Origin of the sequence: Arthrobacter roseus (assembly GCF_016907875.1) — a bacterium.
GTDB classification, from domain to species: Bacteria; Actinomycetota; Actinomycetes; order Actinomycetales; family Micrococcaceae; genus Arthrobacter_J; species Arthrobacter_J roseus.
Genome location: NZ_JAFBCU010000001.1, coordinates 823,846 through 842,572, shown reverse-complemented (window position 1 = coordinate 842,572; position 18,727 = coordinate 823,846). Strand labels below are relative to the sequence as shown.

22 protein-coding genes are annotated in these 18,727 nt (G+C 61.7%); 2 read left to right on the top strand and 20 right to left on the bottom strand.

Annotated elements, in window-relative coordinates; translation table 11 throughout:
* Positions 1–31 precede the first annotated feature (31 nt).
* The 20 genes from JOE65_RS04405 to JOE65_RS04310 form a co-directional block, all read right to left on the bottom strand.
* Positions 32–898, bottom strand: a complete 867-nt coding sequence (locus tag JOE65_RS04405) for an OmpA/MotB family protein (protein ID WP_205162093.1) — start codon at positions 896–898, stop codon at positions 32–34.
* Positions 895–1,701 carry a motility protein A gene (locus tag JOE65_RS04400; RefSeq protein WP_205162092.1) on the bottom strand — a complete coding sequence of 269 codons (807 nt, stop codon included), beginning with the start codon at positions 1,699–1,701 and terminating at the stop codon, positions 895–897. Before JOE65_RS04400 ends, JOE65_RS04405 begins: the two co-directional genes overlap by 4 nt.
* Positions 1,701–1,997 (bottom strand): flagellar FlbD family protein, encoded by a 297-nt coding sequence (locus tag JOE65_RS04395; RefSeq protein WP_205162091.1) that lies wholly within the window; start codon positions 1,995–1,997, stop codon positions 1,701–1,703. Before JOE65_RS04395 ends, JOE65_RS04400 begins: the two co-directional genes overlap by 1 nt.
* Before the next feature lie 194 nt (positions 1,998–2,191).
* The gene (locus JOE65_RS04390) at positions 2,192–3,364 is read right to left on the bottom strand and encodes a flagellar hook protein FlgE (RefSeq protein ID WP_205162090.1); all 1,173 of its coding nucleotides are present in this window, start codon (positions 3,362–3,364) and stop codon (positions 2,192–2,194) included.
* Between the two features lie 48 nt (positions 3,365–3,412).
* A complete protein-coding gene (locus JOE65_RS04385; RefSeq protein WP_205162089.1) occupies positions 3,413–3,850 on the bottom strand; it encodes a flagellar hook assembly protein FlgD in 438 nt (145 codons plus the stop codon).
* Positions 3,851–3,882: 32 nt separating this feature from the next.
* A complete protein-coding gene (locus tag JOE65_RS15435) occupies positions 3,883–5,370 on the bottom strand; it encodes a flagellar hook-length control protein FliK (RefSeq protein ID WP_205162088.1) in 1,488 nt (495 codons plus the stop codon).
* Positions 5,367–6,092 (bottom strand): C40 family peptidase, encoded by a 726-nt coding sequence (locus JOE65_RS04375; RefSeq protein ID WP_205162087.1) that lies wholly within the window; start codon positions 6,090–6,092, stop codon positions 5,367–5,369. The genes JOE65_RS15435 and JOE65_RS04375 overlap by 4 nt, the downstream gene beginning before the upstream one ends.
* On the bottom strand, positions 6,089–6,523 hold the full coding sequence (locus JOE65_RS04370) for a flagellar export protein FliJ (protein WP_205162086.1): 435 nt from the start codon (positions 6,521–6,523) through the stop codon (positions 6,089–6,091). Before JOE65_RS04370 ends, JOE65_RS04375 begins: the two co-directional genes overlap by 4 nt.
* Positions 6,520–7,854, bottom strand: a complete 1,335-nt coding sequence (locus JOE65_RS04365) for a FliI/YscN family ATPase (RefSeq protein WP_205162085.1) — start codon at positions 7,852–7,854, stop codon at positions 6,520–6,522. Before JOE65_RS04365 ends, JOE65_RS04370 begins: the two co-directional genes overlap by 4 nt.
* The gene (locus tag JOE65_RS04360; protein WP_205162084.1) at positions 7,851–8,456 is read right to left on the bottom strand and encodes a FliH/SctL family protein; all 606 of its coding nucleotides are present in this window, start codon (positions 8,454–8,456) and stop codon (positions 7,851–7,853) included. Before JOE65_RS04360 ends, JOE65_RS04365 begins: the two co-directional genes overlap by 4 nt.
* Positions 8,446–9,513 (bottom strand): flagellar motor switch protein FliG, encoded by a 1,068-nt coding sequence (fliG, locus tag JOE65_RS04355; RefSeq protein WP_239536616.1) that lies wholly within the window; start codon positions 9,511–9,513, stop codon positions 8,446–8,448. The genes JOE65_RS04360 and fliG overlap by 11 nt, the downstream gene beginning before the upstream one ends.
* Positions 9,510–11,135 carry a flagellar basal-body MS-ring/collar protein FliF gene (gene fliF, locus JOE65_RS04350; protein ID WP_205162083.1) on the bottom strand — a complete coding sequence of 542 codons (1,626 nt, stop codon included), beginning with the start codon at positions 11,133–11,135 and terminating at the stop codon, positions 9,510–9,512. Before fliF ends, fliG begins: the two co-directional genes overlap by 4 nt.
* Positions 11,135–11,458: a flagellar hook-basal body complex protein FliE gene (fliE, locus tag JOE65_RS04345; protein ID WP_205164013.1), complete on the bottom strand. Its 324-nt coding sequence runs from the start codon at positions 11,456–11,458 to the stop codon at positions 11,135–11,137. The genes fliF and fliE overlap by 1 nt, the downstream gene beginning before the upstream one ends.
* A gap of 5 nt (positions 11,459–11,463) precedes the next feature.
* Positions 11,464–11,856, bottom strand: a complete 393-nt coding sequence (locus JOE65_RS04340; RefSeq protein WP_205162082.1) for a flagellar basal body rod protein FlgC — start codon at positions 11,854–11,856, stop codon at positions 11,464–11,466.
* Positions 11,856–12,200, bottom strand: coding sequence for a flagellar basal body protein (locus JOE65_RS04335; protein ID WP_205162081.1), 345 nt, complete (start codon positions 12,198–12,200; stop codon positions 11,856–11,858). Before JOE65_RS04335 ends, JOE65_RS04340 begins: the two co-directional genes overlap by 1 nt.
* 134 nt (positions 12,201–12,334) lie before the next feature.
* Entirely contained in the window at positions 12,335–12,646 is a 312-nt protein-coding gene (locus JOE65_RS04330) for a hypothetical protein (RefSeq protein WP_205162080.1), read from the bottom strand.
* Entirely contained in the window at positions 12,639–13,067 is a 429-nt protein-coding gene (fliS, locus tag JOE65_RS04325) for a flagellar export chaperone FliS (protein ID WP_205162079.1), read from the bottom strand. The genes JOE65_RS04330 and fliS overlap by 8 nt, the downstream gene beginning before the upstream one ends.
* Positions 13,068–13,069: 2 nt before the next feature.
* A complete protein-coding gene (fliD, locus tag JOE65_RS04320; protein ID WP_205162078.1) occupies positions 13,070–14,458 on the bottom strand; it encodes a flagellar filament capping protein FliD in 1,389 nt (462 codons plus the stop codon).
* Positions 14,459–14,594: 136 nt separating this feature from the next.
* Positions 14,595–15,500: a flagellin N-terminal helical domain-containing protein gene (locus tag JOE65_RS04315; RefSeq protein WP_205162077.1), complete on the bottom strand. Its 906-nt coding sequence runs from the start codon at positions 15,498–15,500 to the stop codon at positions 14,595–14,597.
* 286 nt (positions 15,501–15,786) lie between these two features.
* Positions 15,787–16,602 (bottom strand): sigma-70 family RNA polymerase sigma factor, encoded by an 816-nt coding sequence (locus JOE65_RS04310; RefSeq protein WP_205162076.1) that lies wholly within the window; start codon positions 16,600–16,602, stop codon positions 15,787–15,789.
* 217 nt (positions 16,603–16,819) lie between these two features.
* Here JOE65_RS04310 and JOE65_RS04305 point away from each other — a divergent pair, with 217 nt between their 5' ends.
* Both JOE65_RS04305 and flgK read left to right on the top strand, forming a co-directional pair.
* Positions 16,820–17,305 carry a flagellar protein FlgN gene (locus tag JOE65_RS04305; protein ID WP_205162075.1) on the top strand — a complete coding sequence of 162 codons (486 nt, stop codon included), beginning with the start codon at positions 16,820–16,822 and terminating at the stop codon, positions 17,303–17,305.
* Positions 17,306–17,315: 10 nt separating this feature from the next.
* On the top strand, positions 17,316–18,725 hold the full coding sequence (gene flgK, locus JOE65_RS04300) for a flagellar hook-associated protein FlgK (protein WP_205162074.1): 1,410 nt from the start codon (positions 17,316–17,318) through the stop codon (positions 18,723–18,725).
* Positions 18,726–18,727: the final 2 nt, after the last annotated feature.

Sequence of the window (18,727 nt, the reverse complement as noted above, 5' to 3'; positions counted from 1 at the left end):
ACACTGACTATCGGCAGGGCCAGGCGCTGCGTTAGGGATTCTTGGTAACCTCAGGAATCAATTTCCGCACGTTCTCTGGCTGGTCCGACAACGCGACAATGTCGACGCGGCGATTCAGTTTCAGCTCGGCCTCGCTGTCGCCGTTCGCAAGCGGACGGGACTGACCGAATCCGACGGCGGCAACCCGGTTGGCGGGCACTCGCCCCTTTTCGACGACGTGCCGCACCACGTTGACCGAGCGTTCCGTGGACAGCTCCCAGTCAAGGGGGTACCGGTAGGTCTCCGGCAGCTTCGCCGTATGTCCCTCGACGGAAATCTGATGTTTGGTGGTGGCAAGCACCGGGCCGATCGCATCCAGGATCTGACCGGTTTTCTCCGACAGTTGGGCTCTGTCCGGCAGAAAGTATGCCTCGGAACTGATCAAGCGAATCGTCAGACCACGCTCATCAATGGTGTACCGAACGCTCTTGGCCAGGTGATCTTTCTGCAGATTCGCGTCAATGCGAGCCTGGAGTTTCCGTAGATCTTCCACTTCGGCTACTGCCCGATCCATGTCGGTGTTTCCTGCTGGTTCCGTTGTCGGCTCCGGAGCCGAAACTGGTACTGCCGGTGCCGCGGCTGCATTCGCGAATCCCTCGCCCTCATCATTTACGTGCTCTGCGGGGACAACGGTGCCTTCAGCGGTGTCGACAGCAGCCATCTCCACAGATCCGAAGCCCGTCGCCAGTGAGTTACGCAGTTGCTCGAATTTGTTGGCATCCACCGTGGACATGGCGAACAGCACAATGAACATACACATGAGCACGGTGACCATGTCCATGTAGGAGGCCATCCAGCGCTCATCAACGTGCTCTTCGTGCTCTTCCTGCGGAAGGCCGCTCTTACGGCGTGGGCTCATGCCGCTGTCAGCTTCTTGTCGGCTTTCGAAGCCTTCTGGCCCTTGTCCTGCTTGGTCTTCTCATCCGGAATCATGGCCTGCAGTCTCTCGCCGAGCAGCCGTGGCTGGCTTCCGGCCTGAACCGCGAGCAACCCCTCCATCAGCAGAGTCATGCGCGAGAGCTCAATATCGGCAAGTCGTTTGAGTCTGCTGCCAATGGGCAACCAGATGAAGTTTGCCGAGAGCAGGCCCCACAGGGTGGCAACGAACGCTGTGGCGATCATGGGGCCCAGGGTGTCCGGACTGGACAGGTTCTCCAGCACGTGGGTCAGCGAAACAACGGTACCGATAATGCCCACCGTGGGTGCATAGCCGCCCAGCGTGGTGAAGAACTTAGCTGCGTTACGTTCAGAAACGGTCTTGGCCGAAATCTCATCTTCGAGCAGTTCACGCAGCTCCTCGCCATCGATCCCGTCAGCGATGTTCTGCAGCGCTTTTTTGGTGAACGGGTCCGTGGCCTCGCTCGCTTCCTGCTCCAGAGACAGCAGACCTTCGCTGCGGGCCTTCTCTGCCAGAATTACCACGCGGTCGATAATCTCCTGCGGCGGCGTCGTCTTTCCTTTGAATCCCCGGGGCAACGCCTTGAGCGCCTGGACGAAGTCCTTCAGCGTGCCGCCAGCAACACCGACCGCAATGGTGGCACCGAACACCAGGACCATGGGCGCAGGCAGCAGAATCGCCTGAACGTGCGCGCCCTCGAGAGTGATCATCGCGTACAGCGAACCAAACGCAATGACGAGACCAATAATTGTTGCCGGATCCATCAGACATTCCTTGGACGAAGGGGAATGGTAGTGGCGGGTTTTCCCTCCGCGAGGGCAGGGACCAGGCCCAGAGGCGGCGTTCCAACGGCCTGCACAGGCGGCACCCCGCGCGCCATCCGAATGATTTCAGCGCGGTAGCGGGTGATGAGGTCGATAACTTCACCCATGGATTCAGTGACGATGTACTTTGCGCCATCCACCATGACCAGAGTCGTGTCCGGGTTCGCGAGGATCCGCTCAATGAGATCTGGGTTGACCGCGAATTGGCTGTCGTTGAGCCGGGTGAGAACGATCATGGGACACTTCCTGGACTAGCGGGGCACCGGGTGGTCCCTCACCCATCACTGTCGGCTTCCGCCGTCCTGCCGTAAGGCACTTGCCCGTATTGCAGGGCCGTCCTTTACCGCAAAACGCGTGTAGCTGATGTGACCCTGACATTCTCCGGGCCACATCAGCTACACATCGACGCGTTGAACGCGGCGCTACCCGCTCACCGCTTGAGGTTGGTGAGCTCCTGCAGCACCTCATCGGAGGTCGTGATGATACGGGCGTTCGCCTGAAAACCTCGCTGAGCGACAATCAGGTTTGTGAACTCCTGCGACAGGTCCACGTTCGACATTTCGAGCGCACCACCGATCAGGCTGCCCATGCCACCGGTACCTGGAGCGCCGATTTCGGCATCGCCGGAGTTCGCCGTCGGGCGGTAGCCGTTGCCGCCCGCCTTCTCAAGGCCACCCGGGTTCGTGAAGTTTGCCAGTGCAATGCGAGCCACCGGTTCCTTGACCCCGTTGCTGAAGGAACCGATCAGCGTGCCGTCCTCCGAGAGCGTGAAGGAATCCAGCGTTCCGGCGGCGCGACCGTTCTGGGCACTGATTTCCACAGTGGACAGGTTGGCGTAGCCGGTGATGGTGGATAGGTTCACGTTGACGCCGCCGAGAGCAAGCGCCCCCGTACCCGTCTGTTTGCCGGCCGCATCGAAGGTCAGGGTACCTGTGCCCGTGCCGCCGGCGCCGTCGTTCCCGGCAACATTCCAGCCACCGGCAGTGCGGGTGAATGTCAGGACCATGTTGCGGGCTTCACCAGCAGCGTTGAAGACCTCCTTGTCCTGCACAACCTTGGTCCCGACTGCGGCGTCGGAGGGAAGGTTCCCGGTGACCGTGGACGTCGTGGTCGCGGTAGCACCGGCGATCGTTCCCTTGGGCAGGGTGATGTCTCCGGGTGTACCGCCAGCAAGCTGACCGTTGACCGCTGACCAGCCCTGAACAATCGAACCATCCGGGCTCACCAGGCGTCCGGCAGCATCGAGGTCAAAAGCACCCGCCCGCGAATACAGAGTCTCGTTGCCGGAGCGGGTCACGAAGAAGCCCTCCCCGGAAATCATCATGTCCGTGGCGCGGCCGGTAGCCTGCGCCGAACCCTGCGCAAAGTTGGTGGCAATCCCTGAAACCTGAACGCCAAGACCGATCTGCGCCGGGTTCGTACCGCCGTTGGCCGCGCCGGGAGCACCGGCACCCTGGGTCAACTGCGAGAGTGTGTCCTGAAACTGGGTGGAGGAGGATTTAAAGCCCGTGGTGTTCACGTTGGCAATATTGTTACCGGTGACATCGAGCATGGTCTGGTGTGAGCGGAGACCGGAAATTCCGGAGTAGAGCGAGCGGAGCATGATGTGCGCCTTTCAGAAGGTTCCGAAGAGTTAGAAGGTGATGAGGTGTCAGCTGGTCTGTGGTGCGGGAACGGTTGGGGCAGTGACTCCGGAAATCAAGTCCAGGGCCACTTCCTTTCCGGAAATGGTCACCTGTGGAACAGGCTTGGCGTAGGACACAGAAGATACGGTGCCGGTCGCAGGCTCGCCGTCGGCCCCCGTGTACGTGACGTCGCGGCCAATGAGCGCCGCTGCCGAGGTACGCATCTGAAGGAAGAAGTTCTCCTCCGTCAGGGACGACATCTCGTTGAGTTTTTCCATCATGGCGAGCTGAGTGGTCTGAGCCATCATCTCGTTGGTATCCATGGGTGAACTTGGATCCTGATTTTGAAGCTGAGTGACCAGCAAATGCATGAACATATCACCGTCCATGGCCTGCTTGGGACTCCGGGCCGCGTCCGTGCTCTGAAAGCTCGTCGTAACGCTGGAGACTGCATCGATGGGCATATTCGTTCTCTTTTCTCTTCGTTACGTGGCGCTCAGGCCATCAGGTCGAGGGTTGTTGTGCCGTTGGTCTGACGCGGGGCATCCGGTTCTGGCTCCGGTTCCGGTTCCATGGTTCCGATGTGCTGGTCCGATGCCGCCTGCTGCGGTCTGTCAGCAGAACCACGGCCACCGGAAGTGCCCGGTTGTCCGTCACCGGATAAGTTCAGACTCGAGTTGCCACCCGTCGACGCAAGATCACGACGGAGATCACCCAGGATGGACTTCAGTGCCTCGCGGCCGCTGTCCGTCGCGGCGAACAAATCAACACGGATGCCATCGGCACCCACATGCGCACGCACTGTGACCTGCCCCAGGTTGTCCGGCGACACATTCAACGTCACCGTGTGCTCTCCGTTGCCTTGGGCTGCCAGCTGCAGCATCGGCCTGCTGACCTGGGTTGCCAACGGTTGCGGAGTTGGTGGCGCCGGAGCAGCGGGAGCCGGTGCGGAGACCGACGACGACGGCGCTGCACCCGCCGCCTGCGGTCCGGAAAGCGCTGCGACCGGATGCTCCTGCGAAGTGCCCACGTTGGCATTCTTGGCGGTGTTTGCCACGTTTGCGGTGTTGGCGGCGTTGACGTCAGCAGTTTGGCGTGCTGTCGCGCTGGCTGCAACCGCCGGCACTCCGGGCAGCAAACTGACCGGCGGTGCTGGCACGGTTAAGGGCGCGTTCGCGGTGGCGCTTGCGTTCGCGGTGGTAGTCACGACGGCGGCCGGCTGCGCGGCCGCCTGCGGTACAGAGGCTCCACGATGGTGGCTGGCTGGGGTGATCACGGCGCGGGGTGCACCAGCAAGCGCCCCGAGAGTCATTGCCGCGGATCCTTCGGTTGGTGTTGCGGGAATCCCAGCAGGGACGCTCGCGTTGCGTGCGGGAACCGCCGTCGTACTCGGCGCAAGCGCTTGAGCAGCAACCAACGTTGATTCGTCTGCGGTTGTGCTCGCAATCGCTGAGCCCGCAGTCGCTGGGCCGGTCACGATGGCGCCCGCTGCGGAAGTCGAAACAGGAGCAGCAGCCGAAGCAGGAGCAGTTCCGCGCCCGTCAGTCGCAGCGCCGTCGGCCGTGGCAAGTGCCGGAACCGGCATCGCCCGCGACGTCAACTGCTGGATGAGAAGGAGGTTTTCCGCCACAGGAATTGACGGGTTGCCCACAGGGGTTCCACCAGTAGCCGGCGAACCTTCCGTTGGCCCGGCACCGTCCACTGTCGCGGACCCATTCGGGGAGGCTTGTCCCAATGGGAGCAGTGTGTCCCAAAGTGGCAGGGATGTTTCATTGGGTGAAGAAGTGAGAGTTGGGCCCGGAGTTGGAGCCGGCGTTGCCGAGGACGGTTTCCCGTTTCCAAGCTGGATACCATGCAGGACTTCGGCCGCACGCATCGCCTTACTGAAGCCCTCAGCGGTCGCTGCGTTGGCCGTCGATGCCTGGGCAACCACCATCAGAGCGGCAGCCCCACCGCTAACGATGGTGTTCGTTACGGCGTTCACCCTCGCCCTCCGGAGAGGAAAGCGGCCTGCGCTGCAGCGAGCGCCTCAGGCGACATTGCCGCAGCACCCGCTCCCGTCGTCGAACCTCCACCGGCCGGAACAATGCGGCGGATGGTGTCGATGTTGCCGTCCGTCTCCCACAGGTCACGGATGGCGATGTTCTTCCCCGGCTGCGGGGCGTCGATGGCTTTGCCGTTGCCCAGGTAGAAGGAGATGTGGTTGCCGCCGAGGGTCACGAGCAGGTCACCGGGCCGCGCATTGGCGAGTCCGTTGACCTCTGAGCCCACGTTCATCTGGTCGCCCACAACACGCGGTACGTCCACTCCAAGGTCCTTGAAGACCCACTGCACAAAACCGGAGCAGTCCATTCCTGTGGGATCCTCGCCGCCCCACACGTAGGGAACGCCAATATACTTCTTGGCCGTCTCGACGACGCTGTTTCCGTTGACTCCGTCCGGTCCAACAGGTGCGGGACCGGAGACGGCGCCGGATCCAAGAGCACCTGTCAGTGCTGAGGCCAATCCCGCGGCGCCAGCGGCTCCGTCGGCCCCAGGTGAGGCCGCTGATGCCAGAGCGTCAGCGAACGACGCCGGTGGGGCGCCGGTGGGGCCGGCTGTCGTCGTCGGCGCGGCCTGGGCTACCCGTGCGGCAGCCGGATTTGAAAGCTGCGTCAGAGTGGACTGGATCTGCTGAACCCGCCCTACGGTATCGGTCATGGTCATGGTCGTGCTCCCCCGTTTCGGTCCTTCCAAGAGGAGGACGTGAGTTCGTCAAGAATGAGTTGTTCGCCTCGGAGTTCCTCAGCTGTTGCGGAGTCCGCATGCCTGTCGGCAAGTTTTTCCAGACCAAGGGTCTGGGCTCGGGCCGAGTTGTAGTCCAGTTGCGCCTGCTGTGCGTCTTCGCGGCTTCTCGCATCGGCGGCTTCGAGCTCCGTCAGCAGTGCCCGGGAAGCGGCCCGTGCTGCGGCGACTGCCTGCATGCTAGCTGGCGAATCGATGGTCACCGGGCTGCCCTGAAGTCGTTGACGTTCATCCGTTTGACGGTCCTGGACATCCTGAACCCGCTGCCGTGCGCCGGCGAGGCTTCCGGCGGCCTGCTCCTCACGCAAACGGCGGTAGCGCAGTAGTCCTGCTAGTGGAAAGGCGGTGCTCATGATGATCCTTTCAACAGGGCTGCTAGCTGATTCAGCTGCTGCCAAGACTGGGCTGCTGGAACCTGCTGGTCCATGTACTGCTGCAGGAACGCGTTGATCGCTGCTTCATGGTCAACGGCCGCATCCACCAGCGGATTGCTGCCGCGCTGGTAAGCACCGACGTCGAGCAGGTCCTGCGCAGCCTTGCGGGCAGCCATGGTCCGCCGGAGTATATTTGCGGCCTGCGTATGTTCGGGCGGGTTCACTCGGGACGCGACGCGGGAGATCGAACCCAGCGCATCCACGGACGGAAAGTGGCCGGCAATGGCGAGCTTCCGGTCCAGGACCACGTGTCCGTCCAGAATCGAGCGGGCAGAGTCGGCAATGGGTTCGTTGTGATCATCGCCGTCTACCAGCACCGTGTAGATGCCGGTGACGGAACCCCGTTCGCCCGTTCCCGCGCGTTCGAGCAGGCGTGCCAATACCGAGAAGGTCGACGGCGGGTAGCCGCGCGTGGCGGGTGGTTCCCCAACGGAGAGTCCGATTTCGCGTTGGGCCATGGCGACCCGTGTGAGAGAGTCCATCATCAGCATGACGTCCGTGCCTGCGTCGCGGAATGATTCGGCGATGCGCGTTGCAACAAACGCCGCCCGCAGACGCATCAGCGCTGGTTCATCGGAGGTAGAGACGACGACGATGGAACGGGCCAGACCTTCGGGTCCGAGGTCGTCCTCAAGGAACTCACGCACTTCTCGTCCGCGCTCACCCACCAGTGCGATCACAGAAACGGTGGCGTCGGTTCCACGGGCGATCATGGACAACAGCGACGACTTACCTACACCGGAGCCCGCAAAAAGACCCATGCGCTGACCGCACCCCACCGTTGTCAGCGTGTCCATAACGCGCACACCGAGCTGCAGCGGTGTATCAATCCGAGTCCGGTGCATAGCGGACGGGCTATCGTTCTCCAACTCCACCATGCCATCGCTGTTCAGGGGCCCTTTGCCGTCGATGGGCCTACCCATACCGTCCAGTACTCGTCCAAAGAGACCGGAACCAGTGGGCACGAGCATCGGCATTCCAGTTGCGCGCACCGGCGTTCCGGCGTTGATTCCGGAGAGCCGTCCGAGCGGCATACAGCGCGCACCTTTCAACGAGGTGGCAACCACTTCAGCCTCCACGCCCGGAGCGTCGCCCACACGGACAATGTCTCCGACAGCGCAGTTCAGTCCACTGACTTCAAGTCCGAGACCGACAATGGCCGACACCTGGCCCAGCTTCTCCGGGCGTGCAGCTGTTGCGGCAGCGGAGAATCCGCGGCGGTGAATATTCCGTGCCGCGGTGGTCGTCATCGCTCCCCCAACAGGGCAGTCCGGGCACGGGCCAGCGATGTACTGATCCTTGCGTCAACATAACCATCAGCGAGATCCGCCACGGCATCGCCAGGGGTCAGCTGCGGGTCCGCGGCGAACACAACGCCGGACTCCTGCCTCGTCTGCTCGTTCAGCGCTGCCAGGGTACCCGGGTGCATCCGGATCCGGTGCAGCTCAGTTGGTTCCGCGATAGCCAGTACGCGATCGACGGCGGCGCGGGCAGCTGAGCGCGGGTCCTGCAATTCGTAACCAACGATCGCCTCCACCAGCTCGAAAGCGGACTCGATGAAAGCATCCTGAACGTCCCCAAGAACGGGAGCCACCCGCTGATTGAGGGCCGTAACTGCGATTCCAAGCGCATCCAGCGCCTGTTGGGTTCGCTGTTCAGCACCGGCCAACATCGCACGGAACTCAGCCTCCTGGCTCTCCTGCTGCACTTGCGCAGCACGAGAGGCCTCACGGAAACCAGCTGCATGACCCGCTGCATGACCGCGGACGCGCTCACGCGCCTCGTGCTCCCGACGGCCGCCGTCGCGCAGTTCCGGAAAAGCTGCCCGGGCAAACTCAGTTTCAGCTGACATATTCGTCCTCATCCCCGCGCTGCAGGCTGATGACGCCCTCTGCCTCAAGATCCCGGATAGCCCGGACAACGGCAGCTCTGGCCTCTTCGACCTGCGATATACGCACACGGCCGAAGTTCTTGATCTCGTCGTCGAGCACTTCGCGGTTGCGTTCGGATACGTTGCTACGGATCAGCTCCACGACCGCTTCGGAAGCGCCCTTCATGGCAAGTGCCAGCACGCCTGGATCAATGCCGCGCAGCACCAGCTGCACGTCCTTGCGCTCAAACTTAACAATGTCTCCGAAGGTGAGCATGCGGGCCTTGACCTCTTCGGCCAGCTCCGGATCGCGCAGTTCCAGACCCTCAAGGACGGCCCGTTCCATGGCAATATCGGCGCGGTTGATAATGTCCACCAGGGGCTGGATTCCGCCCAGGGCGGCTGCCGCGTGCTGCGGATCGACGACGGCACCGGCCCGGGTACGCAAGGTCGCAGCGACAATTCCGACTGCTTCAGGTGTTGCTGAGCCCATAGTCGCGATGCACTGCGCGACGTCGGTTCGCAGCCGCGGCTCCAAGCCGGCCATCACGGGTGAGGCCAGCTCCGGCTTCAGGTGCGCCAAAATCAGCGCGATGGTCTGAGGCATTTCGCCACCGAGCAGTGTCTGGATCTGACCGGCGTCGACGTCGTCAAGAAACTCGAATGCTTTTCCTGCCATCGATGAGGCCAAGCGCTCCATCATGCCGGCCGCGGCCTCAATGCCGAGGGATTCCTCGAGCAGACCGCGGGCAAAGTCGCGGCCTCCGCGGGCGCCACGATGACCGCTCATGGTCAGCTCGTAGAACTCGCGGACAGCGCCCTCGGCCACGTCGGCCTCAACGGTGCGCAGGCGAACAATTTCGGCGACGATGTCCTGGGTCTCCACCTCGCTGAACTGCTTCATGACGGCGGCAGCCTGTTCACGATTCATCTGCATGAGCACCATCGCGACCTTCTGCGTCCCGGTCATCTTCGAGACGGCCGTGGATACGCGCGCTGGGATCATGGTGTTCTCCGGTGCCGTTGCTACGTCGGTCATACCGGTTGCCTGTCATCCATCATGCCGCGCAGGTAATCGGCCATCTTCGAGGGGTCCTGCTGTGCCATGGCATCAATTTCAGCGCGCTGACGGTCAATATCTGTTGCTACTGGTGTGCGCGGAATGATCGGCACGACGTCGATCGCGGTGGTGTCCGTTGACGGCTCCAGCTGGGGCGCCAGCGTCGGAACGGGCAACGCCATGGCTGCGGATCCCTGCAGTTCCGGACGAATCTCCTGGAGTTCTCCGAGGTCGATCGCCTCACGGCGCTGCCTGCGTGAACGCAGCGCGTAAACGATGAGAATGATGAGAATAACCAGGACAACGCCGGCCGCAATGACGATGGTCTGCAGCAATTCGGCCTGTCGTTTCGCCTTGGCTGCAGCATCCGCGGCGGCCAGTGCTTCAGCAGCCTCCGCAGCACCGGCATCGTTGAATGCCAGCACCTCAACGGTGACCTCATCGCCTCGATCCGTGTCAATTCCTGCCGCGGACGTGACCAGCTGTGTGACGTCGGCAACGCTCAGGTTTGCGGCGGCGGCAGCATCAATAGCGACGGAGACCGTCTGGCGCTCAATGGCTCCCGCCGGAATGATGCGCGACTCGGTGACCTTGTTGATGGCGTTGTTTCGGGTTGCTTCCTCCGAGTTGAACGTCCCGTCACCCTTGCCCTCATCGGGAACCCCGATGTTATCCGGGCCCAGAACACCGGCACCGGCACCGCCTGCACCCTCGTATTCCTCGGAGTTGGTGGTCTCGCTCAGGACAGGATCGCCGTCGGGCGTTGTGAACGTTTCCTCGACGCGCTCGGCAGATTCATCGTTCATGTCGGCAGCAACCACAACGGTGGCGTTGCCCGGCCCCACAACCCGGTCAAGCATCGTCTGGACCGAACTGCGAACACCTTCCTCGTACTTCGAGGACTGCTTATCGGCTGAACCGGTGACTCCTGCACCGACGGCGGACAGAACCGTCCCGTCAGAGTCAATGACAGCTACATTCGTGGGAACCATGCCATCGATCGACGCGGATGTCAGGTGGACAATGGCCTGGACCTGATCATCATTGAGGGAGGCGCCGCTCTCCGTTTCGACGAAAACCGACGCCGTCGGGTCTTTCTTCTCATCGACGAAAACCGTGTCTTCGGGGATGGCGAGACGGACTGAGGCCTTGCTCACGCCATCGAGCGCGCCGATGGTGGCGGCTAGTTCGCCTTCCAGAGCACGCTTGTATGTGACGGACTGCTGAAACTCCGAGGAGGTCATACCCATGTCATCCAGCAACGAGTAGCCACCCGTCGACGCGGACGGAAGCCCGGCTGCAGCGGACTTGAGTCGCTGATCGTAGACCTGCTCCTCAGGGACCAGAATGGTGGCGCCGCCGTTGGAAAGCTCATAATCGACGCCGTCGGTGCGCAACTGCTCAACAATAGTGTTGGCATCGGCCGCACTCAGACCAGAAAACAGTGGCGTGTAGGACGGCTTCGTGGCCCACGTACCGAACGCAACAGCGCCTAGAACGAGGATGGCAACACCAATGAGTGCAACCGTGCGCTGCCCTGCGGTGAAACTCCGCAAGCCATCAAGCGGCTTGTTGAGAAAGCCCGGCATGGACCGTGCCATCAGGCTTGCATCCGCATGATCTCATTGAACGCGTCAACGCCCTTGTTGCGGACTGCCGCAACCAATTCCAACGTCACCTGGGCACGGGTGGAAGCCAACGTTGCGCTGTGAATGTCACTGAGGTCGCCGGTGACGGCTTTGACGGCCAGTTCGTTCGACGCCGCTTTGAGCGACTGAACGTTATCGACAGCACCGCCGAGCACGGCCGCGAAGGAACTACTCCCGGTCGGATCCGGCGCATTGACGCCCCCAGCGGCGTTGGTGGCCGGCAGGTAACCGGTAGGCGCAACATTGTTGACCATACCGACAGCGGCGATGGGCATTGGCATTAGGAGCGTCCGATCTGAAGGGCGGCTTCATAGGTGGCTTTGGCGCGGTCGACGACGGCGGCACTGGACTCATACCCACGCTGGGCCATGATCAGGTAACCCATTTGGGCACCCATGTCGATGTCTGGGTAGCGTACGTACCCCTCTTCGTCAGCGAGCGGATGGTCAGGCTGATGAACCAAGCGACCCTCGGCATCGCCGAATTCAGCCCCGGCAACATAAACGCCAGTGGTGCCCGCACCCTCTTGGACAGTGACAAACCGCTCCTGGAATGCCGCGCCGTCGGTACTCGTGACCGTGTTCGCGTTCGCAATGTTGTCCGAGATGGCGTCCATCCACTTGCGGTGGGTGGTGAGCCCGGTTCCGGCAATGCCGATTGCGTCAAAAGTCATCAGTTGGTCCTCATCGCTGTGCGGACGCTCGTGAATGTTCCCTCGATGGAGCGAGCAGCGAACTGATACCGAAGCACCGTATCGATGTTCGAGAGAGTCTCGGTGTCCATGTTGACGTTGCTGCCATTGAGCCTGGTCGGTTCCAGTGAATTTGCTGTGCTCGCCGCAGTCTTTTCTGAGCTGCCAGCCTCAACAGACTTGCTGAGCGTCTCTTCGAACGCCACCCGCCCTGCGTGGAAACCGGGGGTATTGACGTTGGCTATGTTGTTGGCAATGGTCCTCTGCCTCAACGACAACGCGCTGAGCGCACTGTCCATAGCGACCGTAGTCACGGATTCGAACACGACAACATCCCTCTGAAATTCCGATGGGGCGGCCGGTCCGTGGCCTGATGACGAGCGATCCATGCTCACCTGTGCCTATCGGCTCATGCTCAGACGACGTTAGGGTTTCTGCAAAATCTTTCTGAGGTAGAGCTTCAGCTCTCGGTGTCGAGGTACGCCGAACGCACACCGTTTCCAGGACGCGGAACGGACGCCACGAACGCCGACTGACGCCGGCTGCTCCGCATCGCGGATTTCACCCGGTCCATCGCGTGCTGCTGGGCCACCGCAAGTTGGAGGGCGCGCTCGCGCAACTCCTCAGGCACCGGGCCCAGGTCCGACGGCGGCTGCCACCAAGCAGGTACCCGAGCGCCGTCGTCGGATGTTGTTGTCTGCAGGAGGGCGCACTGGACCTGCTCTTCTAGCTGGGCCAGTACGGTCCTCCAGCGGATAGCGTTGTCAAGCAATTCCGAGCATCCCGCCCGCTACTGTGTGCTGCGCGTTCTGTGCCGGCAGCTGCTCGGCGGCCTGGTGCCAGGCCTGACGCAACGGCTCCAGAAGCTCGATGCACTCGCGGGTCCGGGCCACCTCGCGCTGAATATTCGCCGCCATGAGCGCAGTGAGCACGTAGCTGTAGAGGCCCCGCAAACCCTCAGACCCTTCCCAGATATCGGCCTTCAAGGAGGTCGTTAGTTCCACAACAATCGACTGGGCATGAGTAAGGTGATTCGATGCGTCGTTCCACTGGGCCTGGAGTTGAGCAACTTCTGCACGTCCCAGATCCAGCATCAGCCGGTCGTAGAGCATGGTCAACAGCTGAACAGGTGTGGCCGAAAGAACGGCGTCCTGTCCGTAACGGTTCCGTCCGGCGTTAGCTCCATACGTCATGGTCAACTCCCACTTCCATTCATGGATGGCAGATTGCCCAGCTGCGAAGAGAGCCATGACCCCTGCGACTGAAGTTGCGATAACTGTAGTTCAAGATTGGTCCACTGGGCATCCAACGTGGAACGCCGCAGTTCGAGCCTGCGGTCCCACGCCATCACCTGATCGTTCAGCCGGCCTACTTCGGATTCCTGCCCTTGAATACGCAGGGTCAGTCCGCCGTCGCGCTTATCTGAGACGTTCGTGGCAACATCTGTCACGCGCCGGGAGATTTCCTGGACAGCGGCTTCGGTGGCAGCGGGATTGGCGGCCAACGCAGCCGCAAACTTCGGTGCATCGAATTCCACGGTTCCACTACGGGTGATGATGATCCCTATGTCCGACGGCGACTTGCCGTTCACCGGGTTGGTGGCTGCCGCCAGAAGCCGCTGCTCGATGTCGCGGACGCCACCGTCACCGGTGAAGAGGCCGCCCTTGGCTGCGGATGACCCACCGGTAACGGACGAGGAGACACTGGAGTTCTTTTCGATGAAGCTGAACATTTCGTCCAGGCTGGCCACGAGGGCTTCTGCGACAGCGGTGGTGGCCTCGACATCGCGGGTCACGGCGACCGTGACCGGGGCCGTGCTGATTGCCGAAGCTGTCACACTGACACCGGGCAGCAGTTCCGTGAACGTGTTGGTTGCGGACGTCGTTTGGTTCGCGGCGGCGGTGCCTGCCCACAGGGTGACTTTTGCGTCCTGAGCCTGGCGAATACTCACTCCCCCATTGGCTGCGGAGAGGAAATCGGTAGCGGTTCCTGCGGCCACCTCTGCGGCGGTGCCCTGATGGACGGTGAACGCTGCTTCAGCGCCAGTCGCCGCTGAACCGAACTGCAGGCGGTACTGCGGGACGCCGTCGACATCCGTGCCGGAAGCGACCTTCACGGCTGTTACGCCCATGTCGGCTGCGTTGACCTTGCTGACCACCTCATCCAGGGTGGCGCCGTCGGTCGCGAACTCGTGGGTCTGCCCACCCGTGACGATACTCAGCGCCGGGGTGGCTGCGGGCCAAGCCGTCATCTGCTTCGAAACCGTCACCTGGGCCTGGGCGAGCTGGTCCACAGTGATGTCGAGTGATCCGGGGCCGGCCCCACTCGTTGCGGTAACCTTCACTGCCTCGGAACTCGACGTGGCCGCGTACTGTCCGACGGTGTTGGTTGTGCTGGTCTTGACCGCGAGTTCGGCAAGGGAAGCCATTTTTGTGTTCAGTTGCTGCAGAGCCGAAATCATCGACTGGCTCGAGCTGACCTTGTTCTTCAGGAGGGTCTGAGGGCGTGCCTCAAGCTGCATCAACTGATTGATGATGTTCGCAGTGTCCAGGCCACTGATGAGGCCGTCAATTGCAAAGCCCATAGCAGTTCCCTCCTGTTGTTCTCAAAGTTTCTGGTGGTCCGGTGATGGGCTGATGGCGGGGGTAGTGAGGTCCAAGTCAATGTTCCCCGCCACCAGCGGTCCATCACAGAACGGTCAAACGCTTACTGATTCCGGATTAGCGGAGTAGCTGCAGAACGCCCTGGTTCATCTGGTTAGCCTGAGAGAGCATCGCGGTACCAGCCTGGGAAAGGATCTGTGAGCGGGTGAAGTCCGCCATCTCCTTGGCCATATCGGTGTCGCGGATACGGGACTCGGCAGCTGAAAGGTTCTCGATCGAGACATTGACGTGCTTGATCGTGTGCTCAAACCGGTTCTGCACCGCACCAAGGCCCGAACGGGCGCTGGACACGTCCGTGATGGCCGCGTCGATCGTATCGATTGCGGCGGCGGCACCGGAAGCAGAGGTGAAGTCCAGCCCTGGTACTCCCGCAACATCGTCGGCGTTGCCGGCAATGCCGTCGGCACCTGAAGTGCCGGGAGTTCCCACGAGGTCGGAAGCCAGCGTGGCGATGTCCGCGCCGCTCAAGTCCACTATGATCTGGTCACTTGAACCCGAGCCGATCTGGAAGGACATCTTGCCATCCGCGGCAGCACCGGCGGAAGCATCCAGGAGGTTGTTGCCATTGAAGTTCGTGGATCCGGCGATACGGCCCAGCTCTTCCACGAGTGCGGACGCTTCCTTCGTGATCGCGCCACGTGACTCCGCATTGTTGGAGTCGTTACCGGCCTGAACAGCCAGATCACGAACACGCTGCAGGATCGAGTGAACCTCAGTCAACGCACCTTCAGCTGTCTGGATAACACCCACACCGTCCTGGGCGTTACGGGCTGCAACAGTCAGACCGCCAACCTGCGACTTCAGACCTTCAGCCAGAGCCAGACCAGCAGCGTCATCTGCTGCACGGTTAATCCGCAGACCACTGGAAAGCTTCTCCAACGACTTGGACATATCATTCTGCGTCATCGACAGATTGCGGTAAGCATTCATAGCCGAAACATTGGTATTGATTGCGAAACCCATGATGTATTCCTCCGTGAGTGGGTCAAAATTCTCCAGCCCATCCATGGGCCGACACCACAAGCTATCGACCCCACGAAGAAAGAAGTTAGGAGTAGCCAAAAAGTTTCTTGGAGAATTTTCACGGTCCCGGATTTTGCCCGGCAAACGCGTGGCGGAGGGGCAGACACGTGGTTTCCGCACCACGCAGCTGCACCTCCGCCACGTTTCTGCGTCAGAAGAGCAGCGTTAAACAGAAAACGGACCCCCAAACGGTGGGGATCCGCAATCTGTAGCTGTTGGGGTACTCCTAAACCGCTAGTTTCACGGGGTCCAGCAGACGGACTGCCCGAGCAATCCCACCGCAGGTTTCCTCGGCAAGACTGGCAAGGTACGCCGTCCGACGATTGGTCGAGATTCTGGACTGGGGCACGTACGTGGAGGCGTCGTCGTCCGTGTAGTGAATTTTCATGCCGTCACGCAGGAGGCGGATAGCCTCCGAGCGCTGCTGCGATACCGCTGAGTGGGTGGCACCCAACTCCTCGGCCAGGTCTTTCACGCTGCGATCCTCGAAGTAGATCTCCTCGATGATGTAGCGCATCTTCTCCGGCAGAACGTCTACGGCAGAGCGCACAAACCCGATTCGTTCGGTGACCAGCAGCTCTGCTTCCGGCGACTCCGTGCGGGAGGCGAGCACCTCGGACATTGCATCGTCAAGGGGCGCCACGGTCCGCGCTGCATCCGTGAGGGCGGCATCCGCCGTCGCCTTGTCAACGCCCATAGCAGCAGCAATTTCGCGGGTGCTCGGGTTTCGCTTGAGAGCGCCGGTGAGAGTCTCCTGGACAGCAAGTGTTTCCTTGATGCGCTTACGGGCTGAGCGCGGCGCCCAGTCGTTGGCGCGAAGCTCATCCGCGAAAGCGCCGGCTATGCGACGCCTGGCGTAGGCCCCAAACGGAACGCCAAGGGTGGAATCAAAGGATTCCGCAGAAGATATAAGAGCCAAGGCGCCAACAGACGCCAGATCATCCCGTGAGAGGTGTGTCGCCTTAGCGCACAGTTCTGATACGAGGTAACCTACCAAAGGTAGGTTTTCGACGACGAGCGCATTACGTTCGACATGATTCATTGCGAGTTCCCCAACCGCTGCTCATATAAGTAACACGCAGGGAAACTCTTTTAAGGCGACAATATCCGACCATATAACCGCAGCTCCCCAGCGCGAGCCGGTGAAAAATTGTCACCAACTGGAAGAACAATATCACTAACATTGAGATACACAATGCCGATAGGAATAAATACATGATGGGCTTCGTTGGGGGCCTATGACAACCGGAGGTAATGGCATGGGTGCAGAAGAGCTATCAGCCCTGCTGTGGAAAGAGCGGGAGCTACTCGAGCTCCTGATTTTCAAGCTTGAAGAAGAGCAACTCATCCTGACCTCGGGTAAAACGCGTTGGCTTCAGCACGCTACCCGCGAAGTGGAGCAGGTTCTTGAACGCCTGCGCGCGGCCGGGCTTGCCCGAACCGTCGAAGTGGGATCCGTGGCGGCAGAGTGGGGAACGCCGGAGGAAGCTACACTCCGCCAGCTGGCCGGCGATGCCCCTCCTGGACCGTGGAGCAGCATCTTCGCGGCACATCTCAAAGCGATGACGGAATCCACCACCAAGATCCGCGAGCTTCGCGAGACCAACGAACAGTATCTGCGGGCGGCATCGCGCTCCACTCAGGAGACCCTGGCAACGCTGGAATCCGATGCCGGTACCTATGGTTCACGCGGAACATCCAACGCCGCTTCCGACGCATGGCACATGCTGGATAAGGACCTGTGAGAAGTAGAACATGAGCACTTTCAGCGGCTTGAACGCCGCGTACACCGGCCTCGTAGCGGCCCGCCAGGGCCTGAACGTGGTTGGCCAGAACATCATCAACGCCAACACCGAGGGCTATACACGTCAGCGCATCTCCACGTCAGCGGCGGCGCCACTGAACAATGGGATTTTCACCACCGGCTCCCGTCCCGGACAGGGAGTCTTTACCGACGGCGTGCAGCGGTTGGGTGATATTCACCTGGACAACCGGGTGCGCACGACGGCGGCGGCCGCCGGCTACTCAACGGTCCGCGCCAACACCTTGGCAACGATGGAAGCATCCTTCCGCGAACCCGGCGAGAACGGACTTTCCGCCCGGTTCCAGGACTTTTGGGCCGCTTGGCAGGATGCCGCCAACGAACCAACGGAGCCGGCCGTACAGAAAGTTCTGCTCGCCGAGGCCAATGCCCTTGCATCAGGGATCAGTCAAGGCCGCCGGGATGTCGAGGGTCAGTGGTCTTCCCTGCGCTCCCAGGCTGAGTCAATGGTCACGGAGTTGAACGGCGCCGCTTCGGCTGTCGCAGACCTCAACGTCAAGATCCGGTCGCAGCTGGCCGCTGGTGGATCCGCCAATGAGCTCATCGATCAGCGTTCACTGCTTACCACCACCATCGCCGCGCTGACAGGCAGCAGGACCAGAAGCAACGATGACGGCACGATCGACGTCACCATCGGCGGCAACGCAATTGTCGCGGGCGGAACGCACCGCCCCATCTCCCTTGCCGGTGCCACCAGCCTCGATGCTTCGGCAGCCAACGTCGTACGCCTTGAGTGGCAGCACCGTCCCGGGGACGCCGCAACGCTCGACGGCGGCGAACTCGCCGGGGCGCTGTCCATGCTTGCACCCGCAGGTAGCGGCGGGGAATTGGCAGACGCAGCAGCGAACTATGACCGCCTGGCCACTGAGCTAGCCAACCAGGTCAACGCCCTTCACCGCACGGGCAGCACGGCCGACGGAACCACCGGACTAGACTTCTTCAGCTTCAATCCGGGCAGTCCGGCGTCGAGCCTTAAAGTTGTTCCGGCAGATGGAAGCGGCGTCGCAACGTCGTTGGCCTCCGCTGGTGGCATCAACGGCAACCTGGCGGACGCCATCTCGCAGATCGGGCGCCAACCTGGATCGCCCGATGACGTATGGGCCGCCTTTGTCACGTCCACCGCCGTCCGTACCAAAACCGAGATTCAGCAGGCCACCATCGCTGACATCAGCGCAAACGCAGCGGCGACCGCGCAACTGTCCAATGCCACCGTGGATCTGGACGAAGAGAATGTGCAACTACTGGCGTACCAGCACGCCTATCAGGGCGCCGCGCGGGTCATGACGGCGATCGACGCAATGCTCGATACGCTGATAAACCGCACGGGAATAGTAGGGAGATAGGC